The organism is Ralstonia mannitolilytica (assembly GCF_905397375.1).
GTDB lineage: Bacteria > Pseudomonadota > Gammaproteobacteria > Burkholderiales > Burkholderiaceae > Ralstonia > Ralstonia mannitolilytica.
In genome coordinates this window covers 1-14,789 of the sequence record NZ_CAJPVG010000002.1, presented here as the reverse complement: position 1 = coordinate 14,789, position 14,789 = coordinate 1, and the positions used below count along the sequence as shown (strand labels likewise).

Here is a 14,789-nt window from a genome sequence, read left to right as displayed (position 1 = left end):
TGTGTCCGAATCCGCCCGATCGTGCAGACGGCGCGAAAGCCGCGCGCCGAGGAAGGGAAATGCTTGCCGGCGGCTTAGGGCTGCCAGGCGATGAGGTGCGTGTACGCCGTCACCAGCACGATGATGCCGAAGACGATCCGATACCACGCGAAACCACGGAAATCGTGCGTGGCAATGAACTTCAGCAGCCAGCGCACGCAGAAGAATGCCGAGATGAACGCCGCCACGAAGCCCACCGCGAAGATCGAGAGGTCGTCGGCCGACAGCAGCGCGCGCGACTTGTACATCTCGTAGACCGTCGCACCGAAGATGACCGGAATCGCGAGGAAGAACGAGAACTCCGTCGCTACCTTGCGCGACAGCCCGAACAGCAGGCCGCCGATGATGGTCGCACCCGAACGCGACGTGCCCGGGATCAGCGCAAAGCACTGCGCGAAGCCCACCTTGATGGCATCGGAGATGCGCAGGTCGTCCAGCGTCTCGATGCGCGGCGCGCCGGCCTTGGCCGCTTCGAGCAGCGCATTGGCGCGCGGGTCGTGCGTTTCGCCGCGATGGCGCTCGCGCCATTCCGCCCACAGGATCACGAAACCGCCGACGATGAACGCCGACGCCACCACGATGGGGTTGAACAGATGCGCCTTGATGGCCTTGCCGAAGATCAGCGCGAGCGTGATCGCAGGAATCGTCGCCACGATCACATTGATCGCGAAGCGCTGCTGCCGCGGGTCGTTCGGCAGGCCCTTCACCACGTCGATGATCTTGTGGCGGAACTCCCAGCACACCGCCAGGATGGCACCGAACTGGATCACGATCTCGAAGATCTTGCCTTTCTCGTCATTGAAGTCGAGCAATTGGCCGGCGAGGATCAGGTGACCGGTGCTGGAGATGGGAAGGAACTCGGTCAGGCCTTCGACGATGCCGAGAATCAGCGCTTTGATGGCGAGTGCGATGTCCATGCAGTGAGCAAACAGGGGAAGAAAAACGAAGCGCTGAGGGGTGCACCGGGTTCAAGGCCGCTTGGCCTGGACGTGCACGCCTTCGGGCAAAACCGTGATTGTACCGGGCTCCACAGCAATGCCAGCCACTTTCAGCTGGTCGGGCTTGAAGGTGTAGACGGCGTAATCGTTGAGCAACTGCCCGGCGATCAGCGAACCGATCGCGCTGATCTGCGGGCCGACGCCGCCTGGCACGTTCTGCAGGTCAAAGCGGTCGACGCTCGGTTGATCGAGGCGGATGGAACGTGTGGGCGCGTCGTAATGCAGGCCGCTGGAGACGGCCAGCGGGCCGGTCAGCGGTTCACGAAACAGGCCGCTTTCCACGCGTGCATCGGCCTGGATGGCGATGCGGTTGCGCGCCGGGTCCAGCGCCACCTGCGGATTGGACAGCGTCACGTCAAAGAAGCCGAGAAAGCGCCGCTGAAACGGAAACTTGCGTGCGAGCGCATCCTGCATCTGGCTGCGCGAGAAGGTGTAGCCGTCGCCCGTCCAGCCCGTCGGCATGCAGGCGACGAGCATGGCGGCAATGGACACCGCCATGGCGGCGGCGCCCGCCCACCAGCGGACACGGCGGGCGCGCACGAACGGCGTGGAAATTTCAGAATCGGTCATGGCACATCAGGCATCAGGAGCTTGCAGTGGCGGCCTCGAGCCGGGTCAGGAACTGCATGGCATGCACGGCCGAGGCACCACACATGTCGGGCTCCGGCCGCAGGCTGCCGCATACGGCCGGGCGTTCCGGCCGGCCGAAGATGCGACAGCGGTTGGCCTCGTCCAGTTGCACGCACCGCACGCCCGCCGGCTTGCCGCCGGGCATCCCGGGGATCGGGCTGGAGATCGAGGGCGCGATGCAGCATGCCCCACAGTGAGGTCGGCAATCCATGGCCGTGCGAGTCGGTGACATCAAGGCAGAAGCCGCTATTGTGCACCAGCACAATGCGTGCACTTCGAGCCCTGATCTGATTGACAGCGTCGATGTCGCTTGACCCATCTGTACAGCGTGCGTACATTAATGACCCGAAAGTAAGTTATCTGCGAGTCAGTGGCGCTTGCCGCGTGACCCGCCCTACCGTTGTTGCCGTCGTGACCGATCGAGATTCCGAGTCTTCCGCCAAACGCTGGACCCGCCGCAAAGAGGCGCGTCCGCAGGAACTGGTTGCCGCCGCGCTGAACCTGTTCGTGGCGCGCGGCTACGCGGCCACACGGCTCGAGGACGTGGCCTCGGCGGCGGGTGTGTCCAAGGGCACGGTCTACCTGTACTTCGCCAACAAGGAAGAGCTGTTCAAGGCCGTCGTGCAGGAAAACCTCCTGCCCGCGCTGGCTGAGGGCGAAGCCTTCATCGACACCTTCGAGGGCACCACCGAGGCGCTGCTGCACGAAATCCTGATGGGCTGGTGGGAGCTGATCGGCGAATCCCCCGCCTCTGGCCTGACCAAGCTGCTGATGGCCGAATCGGGCAACTTCCCGGACTTGGCGCAGTACTACCACGAGGAAGTCATCGCACGCTGCGACCGGCTGTTCGCGCGCATCCTCGAGCGCGGCATGGCGCGCGGTGAATTGCGCAACGTCGATATCGACCTGACCACCCTGACGATGGCCGCGCCGATGATCTTCCTGATGCTGTGGAAGCACTCCTTCGGCCCGTGTTCGCATCGGCAGCTCGACCCAAGGGCGTTCATCTCGCACGTGGTCTCGCTGTTGCTGCACGGCGTGCTGCGCAATCCGGCGGTCGGCGCGACGGTTCCGCCGCTGCCTGCCCTCACCGACCAGCCCTGGCGCAACCCGGCCACGCGCGGCAATCCCGATGAAGGCGCCACGTCATGACAACCGCTGCCGGAATGTCCTCCGGACTTGCTAAAATGCCGGGTTTGTCGTCAAACCCTCATTCGCATCATTTGCTCCGCATGGAAGGCATGCCCATGGACATCGAAAAATCCCGGTTCAACATGATCGAGCAGCAAATCCGTCCGTGGGACGTGCTCGATACCGACGTGCTAGACCTGCTGACGGTCGTCAAGCGCGAGCACTACGTGCCTGAGGCCTACCGCGCGCTGGCCTTCGTCGACATGGAAATCCCGCTGCCCGGCGGCCAGAACATGCTGGCCCCGCGCGTGGAGGCCCGCGTGCTGCAGGAACTGGCCGTGCGCAAGCATGAAGACGTGCTCGAAGTGGGAGCCGGCTCCGGCTACATGGCAGCCCTGCTGGCGCATCGCGGCCGCCAGGTCACCACGCTGGACGTCGTGCCCGAACTCGTCGCCTTTGCACGCGACAACCTCTCGCGCAACGGCGTGACGAACGTCGACGTCGTCGAAGCCAGCGGCGCCCAAGGCTGGGGCGATGGCCTCTACGACGTGATCTGCGTGTCGGGCTCGGTGCCGGCCGTGCCGGAAGCGCTGCTCAAGCAGCTCAAGGTGGGTGGCCGCCTGTCGATCTTCGTCGGCGGCGCGCCGGTCATGGAAGCGCAGCTCATCACGCGCATCTCGAACACCGAATACCAGACGCGCAACCTGTTCGAGACGTACGTGGCACCGCTGGTCGGAATTCCCGCGCCCTCGCACTTCCGCTTCTGACCCCGCCCCGACTGCCCCAATCACCATGCAACAGCTCGCTCCCACCGCCCTCGCCCAATGGCTCGCCGACGCATCGCGCGCGAAGCCCGTCCTGCTCGACGTGCGCTGGGCGGAAGAGCTCGAAATCTGTGCCCTGCCCGGGATCACGCATATCCCGATGGACCAGATTCCTGCACGTGCGGGCGAGCTGGATGCTGACCAAGACATCGTCTGCATCTGCCACCACGGCGGACGCAGCGCGCAGGTTGCGCAGTTTCTGATCACGCGTGCGGGCTTCGATCCGGCCCGCGTCTACAACCTGCAGGGCGGCGTCCATGCCTGGGCCAACCAGGTGGACCCGCAGATGACGACGTACTGATTGGGGAAGCCACGCGGACCACGCCCGGTGGTCCGCGCTGCCTTCCGAACGTTTTCCTCGCTCGGGGGCTTTATGACTGTTGCTCGCAGTAGCCGCACGCGGATGGTCGCGCGCGGTGCACTTGTTGTGCTGTGCGCGTCGATGATGCCGATGTTCGCTTGGGCCCAGGCCCCGGCGGGCGCAGCGGCCGCGACCGATCTGCTTTCCGCCTACCGCGCCGCGCTGGCCAACGATCCGCAATTCGCGTCGGCGCGCGCGCAGTCGCTCGCGCAGCGCGAGAAGCTCACGCAGGGCCGCGCCGGCCTGCTGCCGCAGGTGGGCGGTGCGTGGAGCACGACGCGCATCATCTTCGATCAGAACGCGCCGGTCGATTTCAACAAGACGTTCTCGTCGACGGGCTGGACGCTGTCGCTTTCGCAGCCGCTGTTCCGCTGGGACCGCTGGGAGACCTACAAGCAAGGCGAGATTGCCGCCCAGGCCGCCGAAGCATCGCTCGCGCAAGCGCAGCTCGACCTCATCACCCGGACGGCGCAGGCGTACTTCGACGTGCTCAACGCCCAGGACACGCTGCAGCTCGCGCTCGCGCAGCGCGATGCGATCCAGCAGCAGTACGAACAGGCGCGCCGCAACTTCGACGTCGGTAACGCCAACATCACCGATGCGAACGACGCGCAGGCCCGCCGCGACGCGATCGAAGCCAGCGTCATCGCCGCGCGCAGCGACCTTGAGGTCAAGCAGTCGGCGCTGAGGCAGATCGTGGGCGAACCCGTCGGCACGCTGGCAGGCGTTCGCGCCGGAGCCACGTTGCCGCAACCGGAGCCCGCTGCCGCCGAACCGTGGGTGGACCAAGCGCGCACCGGCAACCTGCAGGTCGCGCTGGCGCAGTACAACCTGCAGAGCGCCGAACGCGATGTGAAGAAGGCCGCGGCCGGCCACCTGCCCTCCGTGGACCTCGTCGCGCAGACCGGCCACACGAATGCCAGCGGCAACCAGTACCTGCCTTCGCTGCCCGGCGGCGCGCGCTTTGACAGCTCGCAGATCGGGGTGCAGGTGTCCATCCCGATCTTTGCGGGTGGGGCGATCCAGTCGCGCGTGCGCGAGAACATCGCACTGGAGACCAAGGCCGCGAACGACCTCGAATTCGCCCGCCGCTCTGCCGAGCAAGGCGCCCGGCAAGCGTATATCGGCGTGATTGCGGGATTGGCCCAGGTGAAGGCGCTGGAAGCCGCCGAACTCTCGGCACGCACGGCGTATGAGTCGAACCAGCTCGCCTACGGTGTCGGCGTGCGTATCGGCACCGATGTGCTCAACGCGCAGGCGCAGCTCTTCCAGGCCCGGCGTGACCTCGCGCGCGCGCGTTACGACACGATCGTCAACGGCCTGCGGCTCAAGTCCGCGGCCGGCACACTCAGCGAGGCAGACGTGATCCAGGTGAACACGCTCCTCACGGCCAGCGGCTCGAGCGACATCACCGCGCTGCCGGCGCGCGTCGCCAGGACGGCGCCCGCAAAGGCCGCAGCGCAATCTGCCAAGCGCTGATCAGTGTGACTGGCCGCGCGGCGGCAGCGGGCGCTCGGCAAACTGGAGCAGCGCGCCGCTGGCCGTCTTCCAGATGACCTGGCGGCCTTGGGTGCCGCTGGCGGAAGGCTGCATGCCCACGGTCGCCAGCGGCGACTTGAGCGCCTCCAGGAACGCATTCTCCAGCTCCATGCGTGCCGGATCGCAGGCCATGCGCGTCGATACCAGGTTGCCGAAGCGCATGCCCGACGCGAGTTTTTCGTAGGGCCCCGTGAAGCGGTTGCAGCCTGAGTAGCCCGACGCCACGCCGTTGGCGGCCTCCAGGCCGGCGCTGAACTCGATGGACAGCGGCTGCGCGGCCGCATCTGCGCCGTCGTCTTCGCTGGAGGGCAATACCTTGGGCGCCATGCCGGGCTCTTGCCAACGGATCAGCACAAAGCGCGAGCGGCCCTCACCTTGAGCCTGAGTCAGCGTGGCCTGGCCGGGGTTGGGCGCGGCATTGGCCGGCCTCGGTTTATCAGCGGCGGCGGCCGATGCCGCAGCGTGCGGCTCGGATGCGGAGGCGGCCCCGGACGAAGCCGTCGGCGTCATGCAGCCGGCGCCAATGATGGTGGCAGCGGTCAATACCGCCAGGGCTGCCGCCGTCAGCACCACACGGCGCGGCGTCCGCAGCAAGGTGGGCGTGGGACGATTCGGTTGAGACATGAACAGTCGTGAACAATGACGAAATGCAAATGCGCAAAGAGCCGTTAGTCTGCCCGGTTCGCGATGAGTTCGCACTTTTCGTGCCGACGACGCACGGCTACAGCGTCGGCAGCACCAGTGATGCCACCGCCTCCACGGTACGCGCCGTCGCACCGCCGTGCGTGGCGGCAAAGGCAAGTGCGGCGCGGGACGCGGCTTCGCGCGCATCGGGGTCCGAGAGCCACGTGTCGATCACGCGCGTGACCGCGGCCGCATCGTCGACCTGGATACAGGCGCCCGCCGCCACGGCGTCGCGCGTGGCCTGCGCAAAGTTGAACGTATGCGGGCCGATAACCACCGGCGTACCGACGGCGCAGGCTTCGATGAGGTTCTGCCCGCCCAGCGGCAACAGGCTGCCGCCGATGAACGCGGCCTCGGCGGCGGCGTAGTACAGCGCCATCTCGCCCATCGAATCGCCGAGCAGGACATCGGCCTCTGCCAGCGCGAGCTCGCCCGCCACGCCGTCCGCCGAGACCGACAGCGCGCTGCGGCGCACGACCCGCAGGCCGGCACGCTCGGCCAGTTGCGCCACCTCGTCAAAACGCTGCGGATGCCGCGGCACCAGGATCAGCAGCGCATGCCGCCTGCCGACGTGCTGCGCACGGTGCGCCTGCCACGCCTCGAGCAGCAGCGGCTCCTCGCCTTCGCGCGTGCTGGCGGCCACCCAGGCGGCGCGGCCGCCCAACGCGTCGCGCAGCATGCGGCCGGCCATGATCTGGTCGACGTGCGGCGTGATGTCGAACTTGAGGTTGCCCGTCACGCGCACGCGCGGCACGCCGAGCGAACGGTAGCGGTCGGCATCGTCGGGCGTCTGTGCAAGCACGGCGGCCAGTTGCGCGTAGGTTTCGCGCGCGGCATCGCCCAGACGGGCCGTACGCCGGTGGCTGCGCGCGGACAGGCGCCCGTTGACGAGCACCATCGGCACACCGGCAGCGTACGCGCGCTCGATCAGCACCGGCCAGATCTCGGTTTCCATCAGCAACCCCAGGCGCGGCCGGAAATGGCGCAGGAAGCGGTCAACGGCGCTGGGCAGGTCGTATGGCAGATACGCCTGGATGACGCGCCCGTTGCGTTGCGCTGCGAACTCGGCGCCGGTGCGGCGGCCAGTCGGCGTCATGTGCGTGAGCAGCACGGCGTGGTGCGGAAAACGCGCGAGCAGCGCATCGATGAGCGGCTGGGCGGCACGCGTCTCGCCCACCGATACGGCATGCACCCACAGCAGCGGACGATCGGGATTGACGCGCGGCGGATAGAACCCGAGGCGCTCGCCGACGTGCTGGCGGTATCCGGGCTCCTTGCGCCCGCGCCACCACAGGCGCAGCAGCGCAAAGGGCAGCGCAATGCGCCACAGCCAGCGATACAGGACGCGCAGCATCACAGCACACCCAGCGCGCGCAGCGCATCGAGCGCCTGCGCGCTGGTCGGATGGGCGTCGGCGCTGCCGAGGTCGTGCACATTGGGCGTCCAGTAGCCGCCCGTGCGCCACGATGTGGTGAAGTTGTAGAGCGCCACCGTTGGCTTGCACAGCGCGGCGGCGATGTGTACGAGGCCGGTGTCGACGCCTACCACCGCCGTCGCCTGATCGAGAAACGCCGTCACGTCGGGCAGCGACATGCGCGGCGGAATCACCACGCGGCCGACCGTGCCAGGCACCGCCGCAACGATCGCCTCGCGGATGGACTCGCTCGTGCGGCGCTCGGCCTCGCTGCCCCACGGCAGGGCGATCGCGTAATCGCGGGCCAGCAGCTCACGCGCAACCTCGACCCACGCGGCCTCGGGCCACGCCTTGTCGGCGCGCGACGTCGCATGCACGAGGGCCACGTACGGGCGCGGCAGAGCGAACGGCAGCTCCGCCGGCGGCTGCAGACCAAAATCGATCGTATCGGGCAGCGCGTAGCCCAGCGCCTCGGCCACCATGCGGCGCGAACGCTCGACCACGTGGATGCGCGGCTCCATCATGATCTTGCGTTGATAGAAGAGCCTCGCCAACGGCTCGTAGCCCGCGCCGTCCGTACGGTTGCCGAGCCCCGCGACGAAGCCATTCGGTGCGAGCTTGGCCTGCGCGGCAATCAGCGCCGTCTTGATCAGCCCCTGCGTATCGAGCACGGCATCGTACGGCCGCGTGCGCAGCGCACGCCGAAACGCCGCCATCTCGTTCCACGTCTTGCCAGCGCCGAGCGACTTGCGCCAGCGCCGCAGCGCAAACGGAATCACCTCGCGCACGCCGCGCACGATGCGCACGATGCCAGCAAAGCCCTCCTCGACCACCCAGTCGATCTCGGCCTCCGGATGCGCGCGCAGGATATCGGCCACCACCGGCGTGCAATGCACCACATCGCCAAGCGACGACACCTTGACGATCAGCACACGCATGCCGCCATCCTTTCCCCCAACCTCATGAGTGCGAACCGCTCGATCAGAACGGCAGTTGCGCGTCCGGCTTCTCGGCCAGGATCGCGCGGCGGAACTGCGCCTGGATGCGCGCCATGGCGGCATCGTTGTCCGCCTCGAAGCGCATCACCACCACGGGCGTGGTGTTGGACGGCCGCGCCAGGCCGAAGCCGTCTTCGTATTCCACGCGCACGCCGTCGATGCGGATGACTTCCTTGGCGCCCTCGAACGTCGCATTCGCCTTGATCTTGTCCAGCAGGGCAAAGGGCTCGCCCTCGGCGCACTTCAGCTGCAGCTCCGGCGTGCAGTGCGAGTTCGGCAGGGCGTTGAGCGTGGCGCTCGGGTCGGCCAGGCGCGAGACGATCTCGAGCAGGCGCGCGCCCGTGTACAGGCCATCGTCAAAACCGTACCAGCGGTCCTTGAAGAAGATGTGGCCGCTCATCTCGCCGGCGAGCGGCGCGCCGGTTTCCTTGAGCTTTGCCTTGACCAGCGAATGACCGGTCTTCCACATCGTCGCGCGGCCGCCGTGCTCGCGGATGAACGGCGCCAGCTTGCCCGTGCATTTCACGTCGAAGATGATCTCGCCGCCCGGGTTGCGCGAGAGCACCTCCTGCGCAAACAGCATCAGCTGGCGGTCGGGGAAGATCACCTGGCCGTCCTTGGTCACCACGCCGAGACGGTCGCCGTCGCCGTCGAACGCAAGGCCGAGCTCGCAGTCGGTCGTCTGCAGCGTGCGCACGAGGTCTTGCAGGTTCTCGACGTGCGCCGGATCCGGATGGTGGTTGGGGAAGTGGCCATCGACCTCGCAGAAGAGCTCCGTCACCTCGCAGCCCATCGCCCGGAACAGCGCCGGCGCGAAGGCCCCCGCCACGCCGTTGCCGCAGTCCACGGCGATCTTCATCGGGCGGCTCACCTTGACGTCGGAGACGATGCGGTCGATGTACTGCTGGCGGATGTCCACCTGCACGTACCCGCCCGCGCCTTCGGTGAAGTCGCCCTGCTCGATGCGCGTGCGCAGCGCCTGGATCTCATCGCCGTAGATGGCCTGGCCGGCGAGCACCATCTTGAAGCCGTTGTAGTCCGGCGGGTTGTGGCTGCCGGTGACCATCACGCCCGACGTGGCGCGACGGCCGGCCAGCTCGATGTTGGTGCCGAAGTAGACCATCGGCGTGGCGACCAGCCCCAGATCGATCACATCGACGCCGCTTGCGCGCAGGCCGTCCGCGAGTGCAGCCAGCAGCTCCGGACCCGACAGGCGGCCATCGCGGCCGATCACCACGGCCGACTCGCCCTTGGCGCGGGCGGCGGAACCAAAGGCCCGGCCGATCAGGCGGGCGGTGTCAGCGTCGACGGTTTTTCCGACGATGCCGCGGATGTCGTAGGCTTTGAAGATGGTGGGGTTGATTGTCCGCATGGTTCGTAGCGACGTATGCAAAAGAGAGATCGATGCCATTGTAAATGGGTTGACCTTGTTCATCCTGGACCAAGCTATGTACTTTCCCGTGCATCAGAGCTGCTGAAGCTCGTTCAGCGCCGGCAAACTCCGGCTTGGAATGCCGGGGCTACTTCATCAAGATGTATCTGGAAGGCACGCTACAATCTGCGGTTCAGTTACTGGAAGCACTGCCCATGTCCACTGCAAATGCGGATACCTCACTCCCTATCTTGAACCTTGTGCGCCTTCTGACGGCGTCGTTCAAGATGATTCTCGTCGTAGGCGTCGCTGGCGCAGTCGCGGGTCTCTTGGCCTCTCAAGTGATCCATCCTCGCTGGACTGCCACAATGGCAATACAGATCGGGCAAGTGTCCACTCCATCGTTCGGGGCCGGTGCTTCGATGCCTCAGCCGATCGAGAATCAGTTGACCGCCACCGAGCGGTACAACCTACCGGGCTTCCGCCTCCAAGTGCACAATGAACTTGGACTACCTGCTCCTGAAACTGGTAGCCAGGATGCGAATCTGCTCTTTGACTCCTTGAAAGCCGCTGCGGGACGCAGCCCAAACGTGATCAATGTGCAGGTGACGGCGTATTCCCGGGACGTCGCCGCAGCCGCACTCGATGCAGCACTGAAGACGTTTTCAGCCGCACACCGCGAATTGTTCGAGCGAGCTTCGCGAGAGATGCAAAGCACCCTTGTCGAGGCACAAACGAAACTCGCCGCAGCGCAACAAGACTACGCTCGCATTAACCAAATGCTGAAGGCCGCTGCTAGTGAGGATCGAGGCGGTGTGCGTGAGGTCCTTCTATCCAATACCGCTGTGCAGCTCAACTCACAGATTCTTGCGTTGCAGCAGCAAATTGCAGCCTATCAAGATGCCCTCGGACCACTGCGTAGCTATCCCACAAAAGCAATTGGACCCGCGTATGCTCCTATGCGCTCGACCACACCGGGGGCGCCAATCCTGGTTCTTCTTGGCGCCGTGCTAGGGCTGACGGCCGGAGTAGGCTTTGCATTGCTCAATAATGCAATTCGCGATCCACGAGCACCAAATTGAGCAACGCTTCGTACTACGGCATTTGCCATCTTTCTTCGCTTCATCAGTGTCTAAACGCTTCGACGACGCGCAGCGCTGCCATACTTGAGCAGCTGAGCACAAATGTAGATTGGCCGAAATGGCAACATGCAATGACACTAATGCGTGCTAGCCGGCGAGAGCAGCGACGCAAGAGGACCAGTCCCCAGTGTATGCAAAAAACCACGATTTAACTGCAAAGAGACCATCTACGGATTACAGACGGCAGTTCTACAGCCTGCGAATGCTATCCCGTCGCGCTTTGCGAGAGAAACAAGCCAATCCTGGCATACCTCCGCCGCCGCAGCATCGGACGCCCGACAACGGCATCACGTTGACGCAAAGGCTAATGGCTTTAAGGACACCTACTATTATGCTGCTTTAGGTGGGCACTAGCCGCCAAGGGAACAAACACGCATTTCGGGGCCTGCGGCTTTTGCAGCACACCCTACCTAATACCTCTCCGTTCTCGCCAGTCTCAATTGGCTCTCGCACAGGCGATGCTTATTCTGCTTCTCGAGATCATGTTCAAGCGTACACCGAGTGGCCCTGCTCCGCGGAAACAATCAAGATATTATTCAGCATCTCGAGCAATGCTGTGGGAAAATATGGGAGGGCCTAGCGTCCTTATCGGCTCGACCCGCAATAGTTGTCGTTCTTACCCTCGCGAGGTCGGCAGCAATTTCCCGAAAGACCAAAATATCGCATTTCGCACCCTCTCCCATTTTTTGAGGAAGATTTAAAAATAAGGTGAGTTTAATGATTTATGAAATTTCTTGCCAGCTCACCCCATAAATATTTAGCACGTTATGCTCAATCTTACATTCAGCTTCTTAGCATCTTTCCTTCTGACACTCGGAATAATCAGGTACGATCATATCCACGAGAAATTCACGACTGACCACGATCTGAATGGCGTACAAAAGTTTCACGTGCACCCAGTTCCGCGCATTGGGGGCGTAAGTATCTTCGTGGCGTTTTTCCTCGCGAATTCCGTGCTGCTATTCCGCCAACCCGCCATTGCTTATAAAATCTTCGCCCTACTTGCTTGCGGAATTCCTGCGTTTGCATCGGGTCTCATTGAAGACATTACCAAACGAGTAAGTCCCCGCATCCGCTTGACAGCCACATTAGCTTCGGCCTTTTTAGCTATTTTATTTCTCGATATCAAAATTATTCGCCTAGACGCAACATTGGCCGATAATTTACTCCATCTAGCGCCAATTGCCATTCTTATAACGATCTTCGCGGTAGCCGGGCTAGCCAACGCCGTTAACATTATTGATGGATTCAATGGCCTGGCATCAATGGTTAGTATTTTTATGCTTCTGTCATTGGGATACGTTGCATTTAAATCCGGCGACAGCCTAATACTCACCGCCGCTATTCTCATGATCGGCTCCATTCTTGGCTTCTTTTTTTGGAACTTTCCAAACGGACTTATTTTTCTTGGCGATGGTGGAGCTTACTTTATTGGCTTCATTATTGCAGAGCTTTCGATATGGCTTGTGATGAGGAACCCGCAAGTATCCGCCTGGTATCCGGTACTCATGCTAATATATCCCATTTTCGAAACAATATTTTCAATATACCGAAAGAAGTTTGTGCGCGGGATTTCTCCAGGCATTCCCGATGGCGTACATCTCCATATGCTTATATACAAGCGACTGATGCGCTGGACTGTGGGAGACAGAACCGCCAAAGGAGTGGTGAAGAGGAACTCGCTTACGTCGCCTTACCTTTGGTTGCTCTGCCTCACGGCGGTCGTGCCGGCAACTATTTTCTGGGATACTCCGACAGTTCTTATATTGTTTATCCCTATATTTTCCATTACCTACATCTGGCTTTACACACGAATCATCAGATTTAAGACACCACGGTGGCTAATTGTCAGCAAAGGCACCGAGAAGTAGCATTACCGAATAAGAGCTCAGACAAATATTTCGAGTCCAATGAAATTATTATTAGTCGGAAACACCGCGCAGTCCATGTTTAATTTTCGCCACGGACTTATTCGAAAGTTCGTGGAGAGCGGCTTCGAAGTTATAGTTGTCGCACCCAAAGACTCATATTCAACCAAGCTTGAAGACTTGGGGTGCAAGGTTATTGATATAGACATCTCCCGAAAAGGAAAGAATCCTTTCGAAGATACGCGATTGCTTTGGACTCTCTTTCGCATCTACAAGCGCAACAAACCGGATTTTATTATCCATTACACTATTAAACCAAATATTTATGGCACCATAGCTGCGCACTTAGCAGGAATACGGAGCATCGCAGTCACCACAGGACTGGGTTATACATTTATTAACAAAAATGCGACCTCGTTCATTGCGAAAATGCTATATAGATTCGCTTTCCGTTATGCACTGGAGGTATGGTTTCTCAACCCAGATGATCGCGCCGCTTTTGTTGCCCTTAGTCTGGTCAACGAGAAGAAGGCGATGCTACTGCACAGCGAAGGAGTTGATTTAGCTTACTTCGCCCCGAGGGACGTCGGTCATCCAGATGGAAATATACGATTCCTTCTAATAGCTCGCATGTTGTGGGATAAGGGCATCGGAGAGTACGTGGAGACGGCGCGAGCCCTCCGTCGAAAGCATTCAAACGTTGTATTTCAGTTGCTAGGAGCGTGCGACTTAGAAAATCCATCGGCTATAAGCCTTTCACAGATCCAGGAATGGGAAAATGAAGGGGTAATCGAGTATCTCGGCACCGTTGAGGACGTACGACCGGTTATCGAGCAAGCTGATTGGGTAGTTCTGCCCTCTTACAGAGAAGGTGTGCCGCGTACGTTAATGGAAGCAGCTTCGATGGCGAAGCCGATCATTACAACGGACAGCCCTGGATGCCGGGATGTAGTAATAGACAAGAATACTGGTTTTCTATGCCCCCCAAAGAATTCTCGAGCGCTAACTCGTTGTTGTGAGAATGCTTTACAACTTTCAGAAAGCGAACGTTTAGCGATGGGTGCTGCAGGGCGTGCTCTAATGGCGCGGCTATTTGATGAACGCAAAGTTTTTGACCAATATTTTGCGTTGCTAGCGAAGTACGGAAAAATTGCGCATTGAGATCAACATCCAGCCCTGCACGTTTTTTATTAAATTATGATAAAGCTCAGGATGAGGGCGCGACTTAATCATGTTTGAGTAAATCACTCTCCGCACAATTCGGCGTCGTACCTCGACATAGATAGCCATTGCAATCCTGGTTTCCTGCCACTCAGGATTCCCCCGTCATCCTATCGGTAGGCCCCCTTGTACATATGGCACCAGTGTAATGACCCAGCGAAACCTGCCCAAGTTAAGCGGCTAAAGCGAATGCCGCAGCCGGGTCTTCATCTTGAGCGCCTGGTGTGGCCCTCGATGGTTGTAAAACTGGATCTAGTCGCCGAGCGCTCGGCTGGCGTCCTGTAGGGTTTCGAAGCGATACGATGCATGCATTGCTCCCTGAGCGTGCGGATCACGCGCTCGACCATGCCGTTCTGCTGCGGGCAGTGCGGCCGTGATGAACTCCTGGGGCAGGCCATAGGGGAGTGTCAGGATTTCCGTGTTCAAGGCGGAGTTGAGAATCACACGGACGGTCGAACGAATCGATCGGCGTAGAGGATAGCGAACTGGTTCATCGCCTGCTTCCAATCATGAGCGGCACGGCTCCAACCCGCCGTGATGTTGCGCAGTGCCAGCCAGATGAGTTTGG

Annotated in this window: 14 protein-coding genes; 7 read left to right on the top strand and 7 right to left on the bottom strand. The window is 61.9% G+C overall.

The genetic code is table 11. The annotated features are described in order from the left end of the window. Positions 1-74: 74 nt before the first annotated feature. The 3 genes from KHN96_RS05625 to KHN96_RS05615 are packed head-to-tail and all read right to left on the bottom strand — an operon-like array spanning position 75 to position 1,878. Positions 75-956: an undecaprenyl-diphosphate phosphatase gene (locus KHN96_RS05625; protein WP_062737807.1), complete on the bottom strand. Its 882-nt coding sequence runs from the start codon at positions 954-956 to the stop codon at positions 75-77. 51 nt (positions 957-1,007) lie between these two features. After that, complete coding sequence (locus KHN96_RS05620) at positions 1,008-1,607, bottom strand: DUF1439 domain-containing protein (protein WP_045786163.1); 600 nt, start codon at positions 1,605-1,607, stop codon at positions 1,008-1,010. A gap of 13 nt (positions 1,608-1,620) precedes the next feature. Continuing rightward, complete coding sequence (locus tag KHN96_RS05615) at positions 1,621-1,878, bottom strand: YkgJ family cysteine cluster protein (protein ID WP_102080819.1); 258 nt, start codon at positions 1,876-1,878, stop codon at positions 1,621-1,623. 200 nt (positions 1,879-2,078) lie between these two features. On the opposite strand from KHN96_RS05615, the gene KHN96_RS05610 reads away from it, so the two are divergent. The 4 genes from KHN96_RS05610 to KHN96_RS05595 all read left to right on the top strand — a co-directional run bounded on the left by KHN96_RS05610 (position 2,079) and on the right by KHN96_RS05595 (position 5,462). Further along, entirely contained in the window at positions 2,079-2,819 is a 741-nt protein-coding gene (locus tag KHN96_RS05610; protein ID WP_045786162.1) for a TetR/AcrR family transcriptional regulator, read from the top strand. A 95-nt stretch (positions 2,820-2,914) separates the two neighbouring features. Further along, a complete protein-coding gene (locus KHN96_RS05605; RefSeq protein WP_045787800.1) occupies positions 2,915-3,565 on the top strand; it encodes a protein-L-isoaspartate O-methyltransferase family protein in 651 nt (216 codons plus the stop codon). Positions 3,566-3,590: 25 nt separating this feature from the next. After that, complete coding sequence (locus tag KHN96_RS05600; protein ID WP_045786161.1) at positions 3,591-3,923, top strand: rhodanese-like domain-containing protein; 333 nt, start codon at positions 3,591-3,593, stop codon at positions 3,921-3,923. A gap of 72 nt (positions 3,924-3,995) precedes the next feature. Then, positions 3,996-5,462 (top strand): TolC family outer membrane protein, encoded by a 1,467-nt coding sequence (locus KHN96_RS05595; RefSeq protein ID WP_455431420.1) that lies wholly within the window; start codon positions 3,996-3,998, stop codon positions 5,460-5,462. On the opposite strand, the gene KHN96_RS05590 is transcribed toward KHN96_RS05595, so the two are convergent. From KHN96_RS05590 to KHN96_RS05575, 4 genes are all read right to left on the bottom strand, one after another. Next, positions 5,463-6,146: an META domain-containing protein gene (locus KHN96_RS05590; protein ID WP_062737809.1), complete on the bottom strand. Its 684-nt coding sequence runs from the start codon at positions 6,144-6,146 to the stop codon at positions 5,463-5,465. It abuts the gene before it with no gap. A 97-nt stretch (positions 6,147-6,243) separates the two neighbouring features. Next, positions 6,244-7,560, bottom strand: a complete 1,317-nt coding sequence (gene waaA, locus KHN96_RS05585) for a lipid IV(A) 3-deoxy-D-manno-octulosonic acid transferase (protein ID WP_062737810.1) — start codon at positions 7,558-7,560, stop codon at positions 6,244-6,246. Further along, positions 7,560-8,558, bottom strand: coding sequence for a lipopolysaccharide heptosyltransferase I (gene waaC, locus KHN96_RS05580; RefSeq protein WP_062737811.1), 999 nt, complete (start codon positions 8,556-8,558; stop codon positions 7,560-7,562). Before waaC ends, waaA begins: the two co-directional genes overlap by 1 nt. A 43-nt stretch (positions 8,559-8,601) precedes the next feature. Then, a complete protein-coding gene (locus KHN96_RS05575) occupies positions 8,602-9,990 on the bottom strand; it encodes a phosphomannomutase/phosphoglucomutase (RefSeq protein WP_062737812.1) in 1,389 nt (462 codons plus the stop codon). Between the two features lie 215 nt (positions 9,991-10,205). Between KHN96_RS05575 and KHN96_RS05570 the strand changes: the two genes are divergently transcribed. The 3 genes from KHN96_RS05570 (at position 10,206) to KHN96_RS05560 (ending at position 14,161) form a co-directional block, all read left to right on the top strand. Further along, a complete protein-coding gene (locus KHN96_RS05570) occupies positions 10,206-11,072 on the top strand; it encodes a Wzz/FepE/Etk N-terminal domain-containing protein (protein ID WP_181817647.1) in 867 nt (288 codons plus the stop codon). Positions 11,073-11,899: 827 nt separating this feature from the next. After that, positions 11,900-13,003 carry an MraY family glycosyltransferase gene (locus tag KHN96_RS05565; RefSeq protein WP_062737813.1) on the top strand — a complete coding sequence of 368 codons (1,104 nt, stop codon included), beginning with the start codon at positions 11,900-11,902 and terminating at the stop codon, positions 13,001-13,003. Positions 13,004-13,042: 39 nt separating this feature from the next. Continuing rightward, positions 13,043-14,161, top strand: coding sequence for a glycosyltransferase family 4 protein (locus KHN96_RS05560; protein WP_082062843.1), 1,119 nt, complete (start codon positions 13,043-13,045; stop codon positions 14,159-14,161). Positions 14,162-14,789: the final 628 nt, after the last annotated feature.

Excerpts from the sequence above, each read along its gene's own strand:
- waaC (WP_062737811.1), bottom strand. The coding sequence starts at position 8,558 with ATGCGTGTGCTGATCGTCAAGGTGTCGTCGCTTGGCGATGTGGTGCAT.
- KHN96_RS05575 (WP_062737812.1), bottom strand. The coding sequence starts at position 9,990 with ATGCGGACAATCAACCCCACCATCTTCAAAGCCTACGACATCCGCGGC.
- KHN96_RS05560 (WP_082062843.1), top strand. The coding sequence starts at position 13,043 with ATGAAATTATTATTAGTCGGAAACACCGCGCAGTCCATGTTTAATTTT.
- KHN96_RS05570 (WP_181817647.1), top strand. The coding sequence starts at position 10,206 with ATGTCCACTGCAAATGCGGATACCTCACTCCCTATCTTGAACCTTGTG.
- KHN96_RS05605 (WP_045787800.1), top strand. The coding sequence starts at position 2,915 with ATGGACATCGAAAAATCCCGGTTCAACATGATCGAGCAGCAAATCCGT.
- KHN96_RS05595 (WP_455431420.1), top strand. The coding sequence starts at position 3,996 with ATGACTGTTGCTCGCAGTAGCCGCACGCGGATGGTCGCGCGCGGTGCA.
- KHN96_RS05565 (WP_062737813.1), top strand. The coding sequence starts at position 11,900 with ATGCTCAATCTTACATTCAGCTTCTTAGCATCTTTCCTTCTGACACTC.
- KHN96_RS05600 (WP_045786161.1), top strand. The coding sequence starts at position 3,591 with ATGCAACAGCTCGCTCCCACCGCCCTCGCCCAATGGCTCGCCGACGCA.
- KHN96_RS05615 (WP_102080819.1), bottom strand. The coding sequence starts at position 1,878 with ATGGATTGCCGACCTCACTGTGGGGCATGCTGCATCGCGCCCTCGATC.
- KHN96_RS05620 (WP_045786163.1), bottom strand. The coding sequence starts at position 1,607 with ATGACCGATTCTGAAATTTCCACGCCGTTCGTGCGCGCCCGCCGTGTC.
- KHN96_RS05625 (WP_062737807.1), bottom strand. The coding sequence starts at position 956 with ATGGACATCGCACTCGCCATCAAAGCGCTGATTCTCGGCATCGTCGAA.
- KHN96_RS05590 (WP_062737809.1), bottom strand. The coding sequence starts at position 6,146 with ATGTCTCAACCGAATCGTCCCACGCCCACCTTGCTGCGGACGCCGCGC.
- waaA (WP_062737810.1), bottom strand. The coding sequence starts at position 7,560 with ATGCTGCGCGTCCTGTATCGCTGGCTGTGGCGCATTGCGCTGCCCTTT.